This window comes from Sorangium sp. So ce693 (genome assembly GCF_051521375.1).
Classification (GTDB): Bacteria; Myxococcota_A; Polyangia; order Polyangiales; family Polyangiaceae; genus Sorangium; species Sorangium atrum.
Genome location: NZ_CP150347.1, coordinates 10,655,675 through 10,673,748 on the forward strand (window position 1 = coordinate 10,655,675; position 18,074 = coordinate 10,673,748).

Annotated in this window: 15 protein-coding genes; 3 read left to right on the forward strand and 12 right to left on the reverse strand. The window is 71.5% G+C overall.

The features are described 5' to 3' along the window. Positions 1 to 317: 317 nt before the first annotated feature. The 9 genes from WMF14_RS39735 to WMF14_RS39775 all read right to left on the reverse strand — a co-directional run bounded on the left by WMF14_RS39735 (position 318) and on the right by WMF14_RS39775 (position 10,094). Positions 318 to 575 carry a hypothetical protein gene (locus WMF14_RS39735; protein ID WP_437795039.1) on the reverse strand — a complete coding sequence of 86 codons (258 nt, stop codon included), beginning with the start codon at positions 573 to 575 and terminating at the stop codon, positions 318 to 320. Positions 576 to 841: 266 nt separating this feature from the next. Then, positions 842 to 1,618 (reverse strand): PP2C family protein-serine/threonine phosphatase, encoded by a 777-nt coding sequence (locus WMF14_RS39740; RefSeq protein WP_437795041.1) that lies wholly within the window; start codon positions 1,616 to 1,618, stop codon positions 842 to 844. A gap of 263 nt (positions 1,619 to 1,881) precedes the next feature. Then, positions 1,882 to 3,000: a PEGA domain-containing protein gene (locus WMF14_RS39745; protein ID WP_437795043.1), complete on the reverse strand. Its 1,119-nt coding sequence runs from the start codon at positions 2,998 to 3,000 to the stop codon at positions 1,882 to 1,884. Between the two features lie 172 nt (positions 3,001 to 3,172). Further along, positions 3,173 to 4,732, reverse strand: coding sequence for a PGRS family protein (locus WMF14_RS39750; RefSeq protein WP_437795046.1), 1,560 nt, complete (start codon positions 4,730 to 4,732; stop codon positions 3,173 to 3,175). Between the two features lie 14 nt (positions 4,733 to 4,746). Continuing rightward, positions 4,747 to 5,889 carry a PEGA domain-containing protein gene (locus tag WMF14_RS39755; RefSeq protein ID WP_437795048.1) on the reverse strand — a complete coding sequence of 381 codons (1,143 nt, stop codon included), beginning with the start codon at positions 5,887 to 5,889 and terminating at the stop codon, positions 4,747 to 4,749. A 47-nt stretch (positions 5,890 to 5,936) separates the two neighbouring features. Continuing rightward, on the reverse strand, positions 5,937 to 6,932 hold the full coding sequence (locus WMF14_RS39760; RefSeq protein WP_437795051.1) for a hypothetical protein: 996 nt from the start codon (positions 6,930 to 6,932) through the stop codon (positions 5,937 to 5,939). Between the two features lie 26 nt (positions 6,933 to 6,958). Continuing rightward, positions 6,959 to 7,792, reverse strand: coding sequence for a sigma-70 family RNA polymerase sigma factor (locus tag WMF14_RS39765; protein ID WP_437795054.1), 834 nt, complete (start codon positions 7,790 to 7,792; stop codon positions 6,959 to 6,961). Next, the gene (locus WMF14_RS39770) at positions 7,789 to 8,088 is read right to left on the reverse strand and encodes a hypothetical protein (protein ID WP_437795056.1); all 300 of its coding nucleotides are present in this window, start codon (positions 8,086 to 8,088) and stop codon (positions 7,789 to 7,791) included. The genes WMF14_RS39765 and WMF14_RS39770 overlap by 4 nt, the downstream gene beginning before the upstream one ends. A gap of 47 nt (positions 8,089 to 8,135) precedes the next feature. Then, complete coding sequence (locus WMF14_RS39775; RefSeq protein WP_437795059.1) at positions 8,136 to 10,094, reverse strand: serine/threonine-protein kinase; 1,959 nt, start codon at positions 10,092 to 10,094, stop codon at positions 8,136 to 8,138. A gap of 337 nt (positions 10,095 to 10,431) precedes the next feature. Between WMF14_RS39775 and WMF14_RS39780 the strand changes: the two genes are divergently transcribed. Then, the gene (locus WMF14_RS39780) at positions 10,432 to 11,259 is read left to right on the forward strand and encodes a hypothetical protein (protein WP_437795062.1); all 828 of its coding nucleotides are present in this window, start codon (positions 10,432 to 10,434) and stop codon (positions 11,257 to 11,259) included. A 140-nt stretch (positions 11,260 to 11,399) separates the two neighbouring features. Here WMF14_RS39780 and WMF14_RS39785 read toward each other — a convergent pair whose 3' ends face one another. After that, positions 11,400 to 13,028, reverse strand: coding sequence for an ATP-binding protein (locus WMF14_RS39785; RefSeq protein WP_437795064.1), 1,629 nt, complete (start codon positions 13,026 to 13,028; stop codon positions 11,400 to 11,402). Next, positions 12,980 to 14,563, reverse strand: coding sequence for an AAA family ATPase (locus WMF14_RS39790; protein WP_437795066.1), 1,584 nt, complete (start codon positions 14,561 to 14,563; stop codon positions 12,980 to 12,982). The genes WMF14_RS39785 and WMF14_RS39790 overlap by 49 nt, the downstream gene beginning before the upstream one ends. A gap of 512 nt (positions 14,564 to 15,075) precedes the next feature. Between WMF14_RS39790 and WMF14_RS39795 the strand changes: the two genes are divergently transcribed. Together WMF14_RS39795 and WMF14_RS39800 are read left to right on the forward strand one after the other, a co-directional pair. After that, positions 15,076 to 16,137: a glycosyltransferase family 2 protein gene (locus WMF14_RS39795; RefSeq protein ID WP_437795068.1), complete on the forward strand. Its 1,062-nt coding sequence runs from the start codon at positions 15,076 to 15,078 to the stop codon at positions 16,135 to 16,137. A 114-nt stretch (positions 16,138 to 16,251) separates the two neighbouring features. After that, a complete protein-coding gene (locus tag WMF14_RS39800; RefSeq protein WP_437795071.1) occupies positions 16,252 to 17,235 on the forward strand; it encodes a lysylphosphatidylglycerol synthase transmembrane domain-containing protein in 984 nt (327 codons plus the stop codon). Between the two features lie 79 nt (positions 17,236 to 17,314). Here the strand turns inward: WMF14_RS39800 and WMF14_RS39805 are convergent, their stop codons facing one another. Further along, entirely contained in the window at positions 17,315 to 17,953 is a 639-nt protein-coding gene (locus WMF14_RS39805; RefSeq protein WP_437795074.1) for a hypothetical protein, read from the reverse strand. Positions 17,954 to 18,074 lie beyond the last annotated feature (121 nt).

The following is an 18,074-nucleotide window of genomic DNA, read 5'->3' on the forward strand; positions in this document are numbered from 1 at the left end:
CTCGAAATTCACGGCCCGCTGAGCTCAATTCCGCCATCGATCGCATTCCTCCGAGCTCCCCGAAATTCTCACTCAGCCAACCGGTTTTTGCCCTGCATGCGGCGCACAGGCGGGCTGAAGCCGGGGCGCGCTTCGCCCTCCGGTTGGCTCGCCGGGCACTCAACACAAGGCCAAACCTCGTCCCGGTCGTGCGGCCTCTACGTGCCGTGGGGCCGTGGCAGCGCACCGCGGCGCTACCGCGGTGACCAGGCGCGCGAACCGTCGTCTCCGCGCTTGCGAGCTCTCCTGGACGGGCGCCCTTGCGCCGCGCCCGTCGATCACTCGTGCTCGTCGTCGTGCAGCGGGAGCTTGGGCCACGTCCCTGAGATCGGCGCGAGATCCTGATCCTCCACCGGCTCCCCTCGAGCGGCTCGCTCTGCCCTGCAGCGCGGGCAACAGAGCTCTGGATCCCAGTCGACGTCCTCGAGACCCAGCTTCCGCAGCCATGCGAGCTCCCACATCAGCCTCGGGCTCACGTGAATCACGTTGCCCGAACGACGCGTACCGTTGCCGCCGAACCGCCGACGCTTGGCCACGAGCGCTCCTCTTGGGATGAGGGCACCCATTCTGCCGCTGACGAACCCGCTCGCCAAGCTCACCCTCGCCGAAACCTGAGACATCGCGCAGCCTTACGTTTGTCTGCGTGAAATTCTCTTGAACTGACATGGCCGATCTCATTTCTCTCACAGGCCAATCGGTCGCGAAGTTCCAGCAGATCCCGCTCGCGTCTCTCTGCGGGCGCTGCTCGTCGCCGTCGTGGAGCGCCCGTGAGGGCGGCAGCAGCGCGTCATCCCCGCGCACGTCACCTGCTCCCGAGGCGCGCCAGCACGCACGTCACATTGTCCGGCCCGCCGTGCTCGTTGGCGATGTCGACCAGCAGGCTCGCCGCCAGGCTCAGGTCCCGGTGCCTTCCCAGCACCCCCGCGATCCGCGCCTCAGGCACCGGGCCCCACAGCCCGTCGGAGCAGACGAGGAAGATATCGCCCGGCTGGGTCGGCTCGACGCGCGATTCGATGTCGACGCTCTTGTCGCACCCGAGGGCGCGGGTCACCGCGTCTGCCCGTCCGCTCAGCGCCTCCAGCGCCGCCAGCGCGCCCTCGCCGCCGTGGAGCAACTCCTCCAGCAGCGTGTGGTCGCGGGTGAGCCGCTCCAGCTTGCCGTCGCGCATGCGGTAGACGCGCGTGTCGCCCACGTGCGCGATGTACGCCATACCGGGCCCGAGCAACACGCCTGCGAACGTCGTCGCCATGCCGCGCGTGTGCTCGTGGCGCTGGCTCGCGTCGTAGATCGCCCGGTTCGCACGCCGCACGCTCATCACCAGCCGCACCTCGTCCCGGTCGTGTGAACTCCCCGTGCCGTAGGGCCACGTCTCTTCGAGATCCTCGTCCTCCTCGAAGCAGCTCTTGACCACCTCGATGGCCATTCGTGACGCGACCTCGCCGGCCGCGTTGCCGCCCAGTCCGTCAGCCACCATGAACAGCCCCAGGCACGGCAGCGCCGCGAAGCTGTCCTCGTTGTGGCTCCGGTGCCGGCCCACGTCCGAATGCGCTGCCGCCTCGATGGCGAGCGTTGGATACACGATCGTCCTCCTCGCGCGCTCGCCATCACGACGAGCCGAGCCATGGCGCGCTGCGACTGCGGTGGCAGGGCGCCGGGTCCTTCTCTCTGGGGCAGCGCGCCGCGACGCCGCCGTGGGTCGTCAGAGCATGCGAGCCGTCATCGTCCCGCTCACATCCACGTCGTCCACGCGCACGATCGCGTCAGTGCCGCCGCGCACCCCCTCGAACCCCAGAGCACCGAGCGCCCAAGCCCATCGCCTTCTCCTCATCACGCCTCTTCCTCTCACCACGAGCCCGCCACGGCGATGCCTGCGCCGCCCGCATTCAGCCCAGGCCCAGCCTCCAGAGCGACCGCGCTCGCTGGTCGTCCTCCGGGCCATGTCGCGTAGATCAACGCGGCTATCGCCAGCGCGCCCGCTGTCGCGTACGCCACGCGCGCACCGTTGCCGAGTGTGTCGACGCGCGACACGGTCCTGTGCAGCTCCGCGCACTGCTCCGGGGTTGCAGTCGGCGGGTTTACACAGTGTGCGCGCGCCTTCAAGATCGCGTCGCGCTGTGCGTCGGCGTCCGCGCGCGCCCCGTTCGACGCCGCCGTCAACCCCACCCCCACCCCGAGCCCCACCGCGCTCGCCGCCCCCAGCGCGACCACCGGCACCCAGCTCCGCGGCTCCTCCACCGCCGCCCCCGCTCCGGGCACCTTCGTCTTCTCCTCTCCGACCTTCCCGACCACCGGCGCGCCCGCCGCCCCCGGCCGCGTCGCCATCTTCGGTTTCAGCGCCGTCGCGATCTCCTCGCGCGACCCCTCCACCGCCGCCACCTCGATCATCGCATCCTCGTACCCCGCGCGCCGGATCACGATCCGATACTCCCCTGGCTCCACGTAGATCTCGTGCTTCAGCTCCTCCGCCGGCACGCGCTCCCCATCCACGAACACCTCCGCGTCCGCCACGTTCTTCACCCACACGCGCAGCGTCCCCACCTGCGCCTTCGCCGCCGACAGCAGCGCCTGCATCCGCGCCAGCCGCTCAGGCTCTATCTCCGGACCCACCGTGCGCACCCCGTACGCAAGGTGCTTCGCCGCCGACGCGGGCTTGTTCAGCCGCAGCTGCACTTGCCCGAGGTTCGCCGCGATGTCGAACGTCCTCAGGCGCGACCACGCGCGCAGGTACGCGAGCTCCGCTTCCTCCAGCCGCCCCTCAATCTGAGCCTTCCGCCCTTCCTCGAAGTCACGCACCGCTCGCTCTCGCTCGCTCTCCGCGCTCGGCCTCGACGTCGCTCGCTCCTCGCCGCGGACGCTGCTCGTCGCTGCCGTGCTCCCGAGCAGCACCGACATCGCCAACCACCCCGCATGCAGCTCTCGCCTCACGGTCGCTCCCTCGTCCTCGCAACGTCCGCCGTCCACGTGCTCGCGCCTCGCTCGCTCGCCGCGCTCGCCGTCCCGTCGAGCGCGCACACGTCTCCTGTTCGTCGCGCCTGCTCCAGCGCGATGTCTCGCTCTTCTCTCTCGTCGCTCCGCTCCACGCGGCGGCTGCGGCGCACACGCCGCCGCGGCCACCGCATCGAGCCGCGTCACCTCAGAGCGCCTGCACCTCGGCCTTCACGCCCGCGGCGCCCTCGCCCTCCGCGTTCGCTCCTGGACCGCCTGCGCCCGCCTCGCCTAGCTCCACCGTCGCTCCTTGCACCGGCGGCGCCGTGCCCTTGTACGCGATCCCGATCGCGTGACCGCCGCGACCGCCGCCGCCGGGACCGCCAACGCCTCCCTTGCCACCCGCGCCGCCCGCGCACGCGTTGTTGAGCGCCGTCGCTTCCTCGAGCTTCGTGCCTCCAGGACCGCCGGCGCCTCCAGCGCCGCCTTCCTGGCCGGCGCCGCCCTTGCCGCCCGCTCCGCCGCGCCCCGTCTTCAGCGTCACCTCCTCAAAGCTCAGCGTCGCGTTCAGGCTCACCAGCGCGATGCTCGCTCCGCCGGCACTACCGCCTCGACCACCGGCACCACCGCAACCGCCGGCTCCTCCCGAGCCGCCGCTCGCTCCGCCAGCCGACGCTTCGTTCGGGCACTTGTCTGCACCCGCGCCGCCCTTCGCCCCGCCTCCTCCGCCTCCGCCTTGCGCCGTGCCGCCCTTCTCGCCATTGCGGCCGGCGGCGCCGATGAAACCGCTGGCGCTGATCTCGCCTAGACCGGTCGCGCCCGCACCAGAGCCGCCCTCGGGGCCGTTCTCTCCCGCAGTCCCGTCGGTGCAGAGCACAATGCCCTCCTCACCCGTGCCGCCGTTCAGCATCGCCCCGGGTGAACCTTTGTCTCCCCCGCCGCCCTTCCCCGCTTGACCAATGCCGCCGGCACCACTGAGCGAATCGTCGCTTTCATCCACCGGCGTGCCGCAGTCGTTCTTCACGCTCCCGCCTGGTACGACGATCTCCGCCGAGCATGCCTCGCCGCCGCTCTTTCCCTCGGCTCCCCCCATCGCGCTCGTCTCGTACGCGGCTCCCTCCGCGCCCGCCGCCGCATCGCCCGCCTCCAGCACGCACCGCGCAAGCTCCACGTTCGCCTCTTCCACCATCGCCGCGATCGACGACGCTCCCGCGAACTGCACGTCCTCCGCCTCGATCCCCCGCGCCTGCACGTGCACGTCCTCCACGCGCACCTTCGCCTCAGCTCCCCCGCCGCGCATCCGCAGCGGGATCTCTCCTGCCCCCGCCGTCAGCACCGTCTTCCTCTGCTCCCCGGCCCAGCCCCACCCGCTCGCGCAGTCCAGGCCTCCGTAGATCGTCACGCTCCCCGCGACCTCTACCGCTTCCTCGAACGTCTCCGCGCACGCGTACACGCGCCGCGTTCTCGTCGTTTCCGCCAGCGCCAGGGCCGCACCCAGCGTCTTCACCGGTGCCTCCTTCGTCGCGGCGTTCTCGTCCCTCCCCGACGACGACACGAACACCCCGCACGCATCGTCCACCACGTCAGGGTTCTCGCTCGGAACGCAGTCCGAAGGTGTCTCGATGATCCTCCAGCGCCCCCGGTACTCCTCACACATCAGCGTGAAGGAGCAGTCCTCCTCCAGGTTGCTCCACACGGCATCGCAACCGCCCACGCAGATAGCGAGCCCCAACGCACCGAGCAGCCAGCGGCTTCGTCGTACTCTCATCGCTTCCTCGCTCGTTACCACGCGCCTGTCAGGATCATTTCGGCACCGGACGCGTGAAGCAGCGGAACCGCCAGCACACGCCCGGCGGCTCCGCTGCCCTTGTCGCGCGGCCAGAGAGCGTAGGTCGCCGCAGTGATAGCCAGGGCGCCCGATGCCACATAGGCCACACGCGCTGTGTTGGCGAACGTGTCGGCGCGCGCTCCCGTCTTCCGAAGCTCTTTGCACGCATCCGCGTAGGCGCTTATGGCATCGACGCATGCTCCGGGAGCATTCCAGATTGCGGCTTGCTGAGCCTCGCCATCCGCCTTCGCCCCGTTCGCCGCCACCGTGAACCCCACCGCCACCCCGAGCCCCACCGCGCTCGCCGCCCCGAGCGCGATCACCGGCACCCAGCTCCGCCCCTCTTCCACCCTCGCCCTCGCCGCGGGCGCCTTCGTCTTCGCCTCCCCCTTCGCCGCCGCTCCCGTCGCGCCCCCAGCCCCCGGCGCCTTCGCCGCCGCCGTCCCCTGCCTCGCCGCTCCCGCCTCGCTCGCCTCCGGCGCCTTCACCGCCTTCGGCTTCAGCTCCGGCATCACCGTCTCCGTCACTCCCGCCGCCGCCACCAGCCGCACCACCTCGTCCTCATACCCCGCCCGCCGGATCACCAGCGTGCGCTCCCCAGGCTCCACGTAGATCTCGTGCTTCACTTCCTCGTCCGGCACGCGCTCGCTGTCTACAAAGACCTCCGCGTCTGTCGCGTTCTTCACCCGCACACGCAGCGTCCCCACCTGCGCCTTCGCCTCGTCGAGGAAGTGCCGGATCCGCGCGATCTGCTCCGGCTTCGTCGACGGCGGCGCCGTCCTCAGCGCGAACGCGAGGAACGCCGCCGCCGACCGCGCCTTGTTCAGCTGGATCTGCACCTCTCCGAGGTTCGCCGCGATGTCGAACGTCCTCACAAGCGCCCACGCCTTCAGGTACAGAAGCTCCGCGTCCGACCACCGCTTCTGCTTGAACGCCTCGTTCCCCTCTCGGTAGAGCCGCGTCGCGCGAGCGTTGTCGCCGCGTCCCTCGTCGTCCACGGCCGGCGCCACGGCCGCCGGCCTTGCCTGCGCGCGGGCCGTCGCAGGCGCCAGAGCGCAGGCGGGCAGCGCGCAGAGCGCCGCGCTCGTCAAGAGCATCGTCCGTTTCCTCATCGCGTCTCCCATGGTCGATCCATCCTGGCGGCTCAATCGAAGTTCGGCGTGTCGTAGGGGCTCGGCGGTCGCGGCACCTCCTGCCTCTCCTTCACCGGCGCCGCACCCGCCGGCGCGCTCGGCGCCTGCCGCGCCGGCGTCGCGGAGTTGACAGCGCGCGCCCTCGGCGCAGCGCCCTGCGACGCCGCCGACGCCGCCGGCCCTCCCGACCTGTCCTGCTGGGAGCTGGTCGCCGCTCCTGACGATCCTTCCACGGGCGACGTCGTCCGCACCGAGGCCGTAGCTCCACCCGGCGCTGCGATCGGCCCCTCCGACTCGCTCACCGCTGGAGCGCGGGCCATCGCTGCGCCCGGCGCGCCTGCCTTCTCCTCATCCGGCGCGCCTACCTTCTCCTCAACAGCGCCCTTCGCATCGCGCTTCACCGCCTCGCCTGCGCCGCGCGCCTCCTCTCCCGCACCGCCGCCCGCTCCCCACACCGATCGCAGCACCGTCACCCCGATCGCCAACAGGACGCCCATCGCCAGCACCCACGCCGCGCGCTGCCGGCCCGCCCGTCGCTCCGTGCGCCGCGCCGCTGCGACTTCCGCGAGCCGCGGCGCCGTGCGTCTCGCGCCCGCGCTCCCCGTCGCCTCGTCTCCCTCCGCCGCCGCCTCGCCCCCCGCCCCCTCGCTCCCTCTCTCCTCGCCTCCCCCGCCCCGCCCCCCGTGCCACTCCGCGAGTATCTCGCTGTCGATCACGATCGGCTGCCGCTTCGTCACCGCCAGCCCCTCCGGCATCGACACGCTCGGCGCCCCCGCGTCCGCCAGCGGCGCGCGCTGCTCCGGGTTGCGCGCTCCGCCGCCCCGCCTCGCGCCCTCCCGCGGCGGCGGCACGCGCCGCGGATCCTCGATGTGGACCCGCTCCATCTCCACCGTCGGGTGCAGCGGCTTCGGCGCGACCTCCCCCACCGCGTAGGCCTTCGCCTCGTCCTCGCCCTCGCTCTGGATCGCCCGGGGCACGCCCGCCGCTTCGCCGTGCTGCTTCGCCATCGCCTCGCTCCCTGCACCCGCGCGGCCTACCGCCCGCGCGACCCGGGTCCTCGCTTCCCCGCGCCTCCCGTGCCCTCCGCGCCTCCACCCGCCGGCCCATCGCCCCGCACCCCGCGCAGCACCGGCGCGCCCCACGGCTCGCCCCGCGACGGCGGCATCTCCTTCACCCCCCGCTTCCAGAGCGCCTTGCGCAGCCGCTCCCGGCCACGCTCCAGCCGCCGCCGCACCGTGATGTACGGCACCCCGAGGAACGCCTCCGCCTCGCGCATGTCCATCCCGTCCACGAACAATGCCCCGAGCGCCCGCTGCTCGTCCTCGGGCAGCTCGGCGAACGCCTCCCCCAGCGCCCGGATCGCCCCCACGTACGCCACGCGCTCGGCCGCCTCCTCGTCGGACACCGGCCGCCGCATCGCCGCCACCCCCGCCACGACCCCCACCGTCGCCAGCGCGTCGCAGAACTCCTGGAGACGGCCCTGGATCTCCTCCGGGCCGTCCCGCAACAGGTCGAACTCGCCCTGGTGGTGCTCCGACAGCGCCGCCATCGCCCGCCGCATCGCCACGTCACGCCGCCGCGCCTGCGTCTCTGCGCGGATCAGGTCCAGCATGCTGCCGTCCATCCGCGCGCGCGCGTACCCCTCGAACGAGACCCCCTGCGCCTCGTCGTACCGGCGCACCGCCTCCACCACGGCCGCCGAGCCCGCCGCGACGAGCTCGTCCCGCTCGACAAGCCCCGCGTACCTGCGCGCGTACCAGCGGGCCTGGGCCTCGACCATCGGCAGCGCGCGCTCGACCAGCGCCCGCTGCCTCGGCGTGAGCAGCGGCAGCACCTCGGCGTCCTTGCCGTCGCCCTCGCCGGTCACGCGCCCTCCCTCCCGCCGCCCGCCGCGCCTCCGCTGCGGTCGTGGCCACGCTCCGCCGGCGCGCCCTCGCACGGCACCTCCCCGCTCGACGACGGCACCGGCCGCGCCATCAGCTGGCGCAACAGCGCGACGGAGTAGGGGTTCTTGACGAGCTCGTCCTCCATCGCCTCGCGCAGCTGCGCCAGCATCGCCTCCGGCACGAGCCCGCGGTACGGCGCGAGGCTCCGCTCGATCGTCTCCGCCACCACGCGCTCCGCGCGCAGCCGCTGCTCGTCGTTTCGATCGTCCTGTGACATTCCGGCCTCCTCTCCGCGCGCGCTCCAGCGCTTCGCCCTGCACATCCCTAGAAAATCGGTGCGTCTCCGAAGGGCGGCGCGGCCCCCTGCCGCCCCGGCTTGGCCGTCGCCGCTGGCCGGCGCGCCGACCCGACCGGGGTCGCCGTCCTGACGGCCGGCCTGGCCGAGGTTGCGCCTGCTGCCGCCGCCGGCCTGGCCGGGCTTGCCGGCCTGACCGAGGTTGCGCCCTCCGCTCCCTCCGCTCCGACCGGGGTTGCGCCCTCCGCTCCGACCGGCGTTGCGCCCTCCGCCGCACCGACCGGCGTTGCGCTGGCAACCGCCGTTGCGCTGGCAACCGCCGTTGCGCTGACAGCCGCCGTTGCGCCGGCATCCTCCGCCGAGGTCGCGGGCGTGCCCGGCGGCGCGAGCCACCTCACGGCCAGCGCGCTCGCCGCCGAGGAGGCGAGCACCAGCGCGATCAGCATCCACGGCGCCATGCGCACCTCGCGCCCGGCGCGCGCTCCCTCTCCCCGCTCCCCCGACCCGCGCTCGCCCTGCGCGGCCAGCTGCCGGAGCATCGGGCTCGTCGTGCGCACCGCGGGCGGCCGGGACGACCCCGGTGGCGGACCGGACGGCGACGACAGCGACGTCACCTCCATGATCTCCGTCCCCCGCGCCGTCCTCCCTTGGCTGCCCGGCGCGCGCCCGTCCCCCTCGCGGCCCGCCGGCCACGGTCCAGGCCCGAACGCCGCCGCCCGGACGCTCTCCAGATCCATCGGCGCCGTCCCGCCCGGCCCCAGCGCCGGCGCCGGCGACGCCACCACCACCCTGGCCGACGGCTCCCGCCGCGGCACCTCGAGCGTCGGACCCGTCACCGGCGCCCGGTAGACCGCGCGCCGCCCCGGCCGGCCCGGGATCGGCGGCTCGCCGGGCGGCGTCGCCAGCGAGATCCGGCCCTCCGCCTCGTCCTGCTCGAGGCGCCTGCGCAGCGCGATCATCCCCTGCGCCATCTCGGCCATCGAGAGGTACCGCGCCGCCGGCTGCTTCGCCGTCGCGCGCCGGATCACCTCGTCCACGCACGCCGGCAGCCCCGCCACCTCCGACAGCGGCGCGGGATCCGCGAAGAACTGCCAGTTCACGAGCTTCGTCCGGTCGTCGAACGCGTCGCGGAACGGGTGGCGGCCGGCCATCATCTCCCAGAGCACGAGCCCCAGCGAGTACACGTCGAAGCGCGCGTCCGCCTCGTTCCCGCCGAGGTTCTCGGGCGCCATGTACGCGGCCGTGCCGAGGCGCACGTTGCGCTGGGTCGTCCGCATCTCGTAGGGGATGACCTTCGCGATCGAGAAATCGACCACCTTCACCAGCCCGTCGTCGGTAAAGACGATGTTGTCCGGCTTCACGTCGCGGTGGATGATCTGGTTCTCGTGCGCCGCGTCGAGCCCCCACGCGACCTCGAGCGCGACGTGGAGCGCGTAGAGCGGCGACAGCCGCCCCTGGCGCTCCAGGATGGTGGTCAGCGTCGGCCCGTCGAGGAACTCCATGAGCATCCAGGCTGTGCCGTCGGCCTCGCAGCCGATGTCGTAGACCTCGACCACGTTGGCGTGCTGGATCCCGAACGTCCCGTGGGCCTCGGCCAGGCTCCTCTCGGCCTTCCTGGCGTCCTTCCGGTCGCGCAGGTGCATCATCTTGAGGGCGCACCGCGCCCCGGTGATCCGGTGGCGGACCTCGTACACCTGGCCGGAGTACCCAGCGCCCACGAAGCGCACGATCTCCATCTGGTGAAAGACCTGACCCGGCTGGAACACCTGCCGCTCGATCGGCTCCTCGGCGTCGCTCACGGCGCTCTCCCGCTCCTTCCCGGCGCCCACGCTATCCGCGGGCTGCTGCGGCGGGAACGCCTCGGTGACGGCCAGCGCGGCGGCGGGCAGGTCCGCCGTGACGGCCAGCGCCGCCGTGACGGCCGGCGGCGCCGTGACGAAGGCCGGCCGTCTCGTGGGTTCCGTGAGAGGGAGCATCGCGTTGTCCATGGGCGGGTGCCTCTCGGGCGAGCGCCCCTCCTCTGGAGGCGCTGCCGTCGCCTACCCATGTCGGTACGGCGCCGCCGGAGTGCTCACCCGATCGACGTCTCCCCCTTCGAAAACGACGCGACCGCCGACCACCAGGCGCTCACGGCCCGGCGGCCCTCGCATGCCCGCTGGCCGCTGGCCACTGGCCGCTGGCCGCTGGCCCATGGCCACTGGCCTCTGGCCCATGGCCGCGCCGAGCACGGTTCCGACTCGGCCCCTCGTGAAAAGCGGTTGCGAGCTGTATCGCCCCTCTCGCTAGAATGCACGGTTTCCTGGGGGAGGATCGGAGAAGAGAACGATGGCAGCCTATGGATACAGCTTCGTCACGGACAAGGCGTTCAGCGCGTTCGCGCGGGATCTCGAGCAGGGAGCGTGGAAGGGCGTCTCGATAGACAAGTACGATGTCCCGAACCGCGTCCCGGCGACGTTGCTCTTCGAAGCGCCCAGGCCGGTGGTCTGGAAGCTGCGCGCGCGCTGGAGCATCGCGGCGCTCGACGAGGCGCTCGGCGTCGCCTCGGCCGCGGCGCTCGCCGAGCTCGACACGGAGTGGGACACGGCCCAGCGGGCGCTCCACCTGTTCCTGGCCTCGGCGGCCGAGAGCAAGGATCCGGCGCAGCGCGACGCGGCGGTGCGGCTCCGCGGCGCCCTGCTCGCGGGGGCGGGCACCGAGCAGACCCAGTACGCGTACGACGCCGAGGTCGACTACGGCTGGCACCAGGTCGCGGTCGCGGGCAAGGCGCCGCTCGCCGCCGACGTGAAGAAGGTCGGCGCCGGCGCGTACCTGAAGCGCGTCGAGGAGGCGACCGAGGCGCTCGCCCGGGGGCTCGGCCGCACCTCCGGCCAGAAGCGCGCGGTCGCGCGCTCGAAGCGCATCCGCGAGGCGGTGGTCGCGTGCACGCAGGCGTTCAACGCCATCCACGCCGACATCGGCTGGCTCATCGAGCACACGCCGAGCGGCAAGCAGCGCGATTTGCTCCAGGCGCTCCACGCGCCGTTCCTCGCCCTCCTCGAACGCAGCCCGCAGCGCTCCGCGGCGGCTTCCGCGCCGGAGGAGGACGCCGCGGAGGAAGACGCCGCGGAGGAGGACGCCGCGGAGCCTGAGACGCCGGAGGGCGCGCCCGAATGAGCGCCTGCCGGCGGAGGAGCGCGACCGGCTGGCGGCGGCTCGTGTCGTCCTGACCCGCTACGCGCGTCTCTATCCGGACATCAGCTCGCTTCTCGATGCCCGTCCATGAGGGCGGTATCGAGCGCGCACGCCTACCGGGATCACCTGCGCTTCGGGAGCTGCACCACCAGGTGGTCGGTGAGCCACGCCTTGCCTCCCGGATCGGCCTGCTGAACCCGCCAACGGCCCACCAGATCCAGCGGCGTCGGAAGTTGCTCGAAGCTGCGGCCCGCGAGGCACGTTCGCTCGTATGCTTCCGGCCAGCCCGCCGCATCACGCGCGCCCAGCATCACGGCGATCCCATGGCGGGTCTCCGAGAGGCGATAGTCGTCGATCTGCTTCTGGATCCCCACGTTGTGGGCAGCGTCGCGCCAGATCTTGGTCTCGATCAACGCATGGCCGTCGAGGCTCGGCCGGGTCAGGCGCACCTTGATATCGGTGAAGCCCGCTGCCTGGATGGCCTCCCGCTCCGTCTCGATCCATCCCAGAAGACGCAGCCCCACCGCGATGAGGGAGCTGAATACCTGCTCCTGCAGCAGCCCGCCTTCACCGTGAAAATCGCGTCCAAAGCGGCGCAAGTTCGCCAGCACCGCGCAGACATCCTGGACCAGACGCTCGATGGGGTCACCTGAACCCGCCGGGATCTCCGGCAGGTTCAGGATCGAGGCGATGGGCCATGCGATCACAGGGTCGGCGAGCTTCGAGCCTTCGACCCTCACCAGGCCGGCCGCGCGCAGCAGTGTCAGCGCCTCCTCCGGGTCCATGGGGATGCGCTCCCCAGCCTGCAAGGAGCACGCATCGCGAAGCCGCTGCATCGGAACCGAGCCGGCGTGCTCGCGAACGACCTTCAGCACCCGGAACGGAGCATCGAGCCGCCCGTAGTGCGAGACGGAAGCATGCACCGACCGAATGAAGCCGTCGTATTTCTCGCGGAACACGCCGAAAACATTCTCCAGCTCCAGCACGGAGGCGCTGCTTGTACCCCAGAGGTGCTCCAGGCCGTAGGTCACGAGGACCGGGCTGCCCCCGGAGAGCAGGCGGAGCGTCTCCAGGTGGACATCGCTCAGGGGACGCCCGTCGTCCTGAAAAGGCCTGGAGAGCTCCACGATCTCCGCCGGTCCGAAGGGATCGAGCACGTACGACTCGGCGCGGCTGACGAGCCCGGAGCCGAGCTCCGTCGAGAGATAGAAGAGACCGATCCCGCCCGCGAAGACGAGATCGAAGTGTGCGCCGTGTTCCTTCCGCGTGGTGTCCAGCTTGTTGAACCAGCTCCGCGCGAACGCCCCCCGCTCTCCGGCTCCGGCCGTGACGTACTGGTCAGCCTCATCGAAGAGAACCACCAGCCGCGTCACGTCGCCCTGGAGCACGCGCTCGAGAAGGTCATCCATCCGCGGCGCTGAGAGATCGCGGATGCCGAGCCTCGCCGCGAGATCGTGCACCGCTCCGGCGACGGTCGGCTCCTCGGGCGGATCCGGCACGAGCACGATCCGCGTCCCCGGCGTATCCTGAAGCTCGACCTGGATCTGGCGGAGCAAGACGCTCTTTCCGCTCCCGCGGCCACCGATGACCTTGACGGCGATGCCCTGACGAAGATGCTCGACGATCGATTCCACCAGCGCGCGTCGGGGCACCGGGTGACCTGGCGTGTGGTGCTGCCAGCTGTAAGGGTTGGACCGCCTCGTCACATCGCCACCGGCGCCTGTGTGGGGAGCAAGGTCCGCACGTACCACGACAGGTGCTTCGGCAGTGGCAGCGTGGCCTCGTCGAACAAGCCGAAATTCCGCAGCACCCGCACGCCGGAGCTCTGCGATCCGCCTGCCCGCTTCACGGCCGCTCCAGGGTCATGACTCTCGATGAGATCGAGGAGCAACGCGTAGGCCGCCGAGTACCTCTTCGAGAGCAGCGCGATGATCTCGCGGTCCACGTCCAGCACGGCTTGACGGCCCAGAAAGCGCTCGACAGCCCGCTCGCGATGAGGATCCGTCGGTTCCTTCAGCAGGACCCCCGGCGCATGCCGCCGGACCTCTTCGCGGAGGGCCGAGCCGAACTGGCGGTGCAGCAGCGGATGCCCACCGGTCCACGCGCGGGCGAGCGTCGCCGTTTCGGGCCCCACGGCGAGCCCCACGCGGCGCCCTAGCTTGCGGAGCATCTCCGTGTCGTGCGGCGCGCGGATCGGCCCGAGCCACATCGGCGTGAGCCCCGCGAGCAAGGGGTTGGGCACCCCATCCAGATGCGGAACAGACAGGTGCTCGGGGTCGCGCCCGATCAGCACGAGCGAAACGGCTCCCTGATGTTGCTGGGACAGGGCGCGCACGAGCCCGAGGAGCCGCGAGATGCCCGGCACCGGGCCGAGGCTGCCCTCGCGCTCGAAGAGAAAATCGTACTCGTCGATCACGAAGCACAGGCGCATTCCCTCGTCCACAATCGCCTGGGCTGCTGACTTCAGGCCAACGAGGCCCTGCTGTGCCGGCGGTACATCGGCGCGGCCGGCCGCGCGCATCCTGCGGCGCAGCGCGGCGAGCAGCTCGTCGGCGACATCGTCTACTTCCGCCGCATCCAGCCCCTGCGCGTCGAACCAGATCACACACGCCTGGGACGCCATCTTCTCCGCGCCTGGCGCTTTGATCCCGCTCGCCGGGTCGAGCCAGTCGGTGACCGCCCGGACCAGCGAGGTCTTGCCGCATTTGCGCAATCCGAACACGCCGACGGCGTCGCCACGGGTGACCCGCGTGCGGAGCTCCATGACCTCCGCATCGCGGCCCATGAGCTGGTACCCTCGAACCGGATGACGCTCCTCGAACACGTCGTACGTGGGGAGCTGCTGGCGGAGCACCTCGGAGAGCGGCGGCCAGCTCCGATCCTCGCCCCATACCCAAGCCACGCGCTGATCCCGACCGGGCATCCGATCGAGGCGGTCCTTGAGCGGCCAACCGTCGTCATGCGTGTGGCCGTCGTCCGTGACGATGACCAGGTTACCATCGAGGCGCAGGCCAGAGCGCACGACCTCGTCGGCAGCGCGCTGAAGATCCCGCGACTGGACCTCGCCCTGGACGGCGATGAACAGCAGCTCGGGGGCCAGGCCGAACCCCTCCTGGATGTGCTGCGGCGGCTTCGCGCGAAGGAGCCAGCTGCGCGGCGCAGCCGGGCGAACATGCGTCAGCTCGAAGCCATCCCTCTCGAGCGTGTCCACCATCACGGTACCGAAGTGGATGTCCTCCTCGAAGATCCGCAGGAAATGCTTCAGCGTCTTCATGCTGCCGCCCATGCGGAGAGTCTCGCACACGGCATCGACGTCGGCATATCGCACCGGCGCGGCCCGAGCCGGTCACCCGACCCGGACAAGCCCCGTGCATGTCGCGCCGCCCACCCGACGGAAGGCCGACCCTGCTCCGGTCCCCGCCGGCACCAGCCACCGTTCCACCCCGCCCCTGCCGGGTCTCCGCAACCCTTGCCGGGCCTCCGCCGCCCTTCCCTCCACCTCTGCCGGGCCTCCGCCACCCTTGCCCGAACCCCTGCCGGGTCTCTGCAGCCCTTGCCCGAACCCCTGCCGGCTCTCCGCAGCCCTTGCCCGAACCCCTGCCGGGTCTCGCAGCCCTTGCCCGAACCCCTGCCGGGTCTCCGCAGCCCTTGCCCGAACCCCTGCCGGGTCTCCGCAGCCCTTCCCTCTCCCCCTCCCGGTAACCGGCAGCACGTCCTGCCCTTGTCGCCGTCGCGCTCGCAGCGCCTTCCTCGGACGGAACCGCGCCTTCTCGCGACGTTCTGCTATCCTCCGCCGCCGTGATTGTGGACCAGCCCCCCACACCTGCCCCTCACGAGGCTCCGGAGGACCGCGCCACGTTCGGGCTCTCCGCCTTCGATCCCCGCCCGAGCCTCATGGCGCCTTCCATCGCGCCGGCCGCCTCGGCGGCGCCGCACGTCTCGGTGGTCGTGCCGGGGCTGAACGAGGCGGAGAGCCTGACGGAGCTCGCGCAGCGGGTGGATCAGGCGTTGAAAGGGCGCTTCTCCTACGAAATCATCTTCGTGGACGACGGCAGCACGGACGACAGCTGGGGCGTCATCTCCAGGATCCGCGCGGAGAACCCGCTCGTGAAGGGGATCCGGCTGCGGAAGAACTTCGGCAAGGCGACGGCGCTCACGGCCGGGTTCCGCAAGGCGAGGGGCACAGTGGTCGTCACGATGGATGCCGATCTCCAGGATGACCCGGCCGATCTGCCGAGCTTCATCGCCAAGGTCGAAGAGGGCCTCGACGTCGTGGTGGGCTGGAAGGTCAACCGGCTCGACCCCGCCAATCGCCTCGTCCTGTCCCGGATCTTCAACGGGACCGTCCGCGCGGTCACGGGCGTGAAGCTCCACGACATGAACTGTGGCTTCAAGGCCTACCGTTGCGAGGTGCTGCGCACCATCCCGATCTACGGAGATCTCTTCCGGTACATCCCGGCGCTCGCCGCCTGGCAAGGCTTCCGCGTCACGGAGATCCCGGTGCGCCACCACGCCCGCAAGTACGGCGCCTCGCGCTACGGACTGGAGCGCATCCTGCGCGGCTTCTTCGACCTGCTCAGCGTCATGTTCCTGACGCGTTACTCGAAGAAACCGATGCACCTCTTCGGCCTCATCGGCCTGGTCTTCGCGGCGACCGGGGTGACCATCAACGCGTATTTGACGTTCCTCTGGCTGCTCGGTCACAAGATCGGCGACCGGCCGCTGCTCCTCCTCGGCGTGCTGATGATCCTCCTCGGCATCCAGTTCTTCTCGATGGGTTTCATCGGCGAGTTCCTCACCTTCCAGATGCAGCAGCGCCACCTGGCAGACGATCCGCCCGTGCGCGAGGAGCTCGAGTGATCGCCGAGCCTGATCTCGATCGGTCCCGGTTCCCTGCTTCCGGGGGCATCTCCTCTCTCCAGGCCCTCTGCTCCGCGGCGCTGCGCTGAGCGCGCGGCCGGGGTCTTCGCCGTCATGCACCGCACCGCCCTGCGCGCCCTCGTCCGCCTGATTGGCCCGCTCTTGCTCGTGCTCGTTGTCGTGCGCATGGACGACCGGGACGCGGTGCTCGGCGCGGTCGTGTCGGCCTCGGCTGGCCCGCTCGCGCTCGCGGCGGCGCTGAACCTCGTCAACATCCACCTCAAGGTGGTCCGCTGGGAAGCGCTGCTGCGTGCCCGGGGCATCGTTTATCCGCTTCGGCGCGCGTGGAGCGCCTACGCGACGTCGCTCTACGTCGGCATGCTGACCCCTGGGCGGGTCGGCGATCTGCTCAGGATCCGCTACCTGCGTCACGACCTCGGCGTGCCGTACGCGGAGGGGCTGGCCACCATCGTGATGGACAGGCTGTGTGATCTGTACGTGCTCGCCGCGTTCGTCGCGGTCGGCGTCGCCCATTACAGCGCGGTGATCGTCGGCCGCCTGGCCTGGGTGACGTGGGGTGGAATCGCGCTCACGGTCCTGGCGCCCCTCGTGCTGCTCATCCCCGGGCTGGCCGAGCGCCTGCTCCTCGCCTTGTCGCGCAAGATCGCGAAGGATCCATCGGAGAACGCGGAGCCCGGTGCGGCGAGCCGCTTCCTCGTCGCGCTGCGCGCGCATGTCGGGCGCGGGCTCCTCTTCACGCTGCCGGTCACCGTGGTGACGTTCGTCGTCAACTTCGTGCAGGGCTACCTGATCGCGCGTGCCCTCGGCATATCGCTCTCGCTCTTCGACGTCACCTGCTTGCTCTCCATCGCGAGCCTGCTCGGCCTCTTACCGATCTCGGTCGCTGGCGCAGGTGTCCGTGAGTTCTTCTTCTCCCTCATATTCCCTGCCCTCGGCTTCACCGCCGAGCATGGCGTCAGCTTCGGCCTCCTGGTCTTCGCCGCCATGTACCTCATCCTCATCGCGATCGGCTTCGTGAGCTGGCAGCTGGCCCCCCCACCCACCGCCCCAGCCTCCTCCACCCCCCGATTCGACTAGTCCCCCGAGCTCGTCCCTCACCACCACAGGCCCGTGAGGAGGGAGGAGGGCGATCGAGCGACGAGCTCCTTCGAAGCGCTCAGAGCGAGATCGGAGTCGTGAGCTGAAGAGCGTCCCCCTCGAAGGCCGGCACCCGCGCGGCCGCGGCTCGGAACGCGTCGATGATGCACACGCCGATCTCGGTGCCGGCGAAGGGCGCGCCGTCCAGCTCCACGTGGGCTCCGCCGCTCGGCGCGAAGGTCACGGTCACGCTCCCCACCCCGCTCGGCCCGTCCGGCTGCCAGCAGCGCTTCGCCCGGACACGGCCGTGCTCGAGCGCCGCGCCCGCGGCCTTGCCGACCCGGACGCGCGCCCCGTCGACCGGGCTGGACCAGGTGTCGTACCCGTCGTGGGAGCGCGGCAACGCCTCAGCAGAGGCAGGGTACGCCCCGCCGCGCTGCAGGCAGTGGGAGGGGCGCACCATCGCATAGCCCGTCGCGGTGGCGAAGCTGCACACCGCGAGCGCCACCAGCAGGGCCCGCTGCCCGCCGCCCCGGCCGAGCGGCCCGTCGAGCGGCCCATCATCGCTGGATCCGTCGCGCAACCGCTCCACCTCCGCGCGGATCTCCGCGATCTCCGCGTCCCGGGCGGCGAGCGCCGCGTCCCGCTCCTTCAGCTTGGCTTCGAGGGTTTCGATGCGCGCGCGAGCCGCATCGAGATGATCTCGGTAGTGCGACATGCCGCCATTCTACCGCGGGCCGCGCGCGGCGCCCTGCCCTTCCTGCGTCCTCGCGCCGTTCCGCGTCCTTCCGCGAGGTTCCCGCCGTTCCTTGACAGCGGGGGGTGGAGTCAAGTAGCCG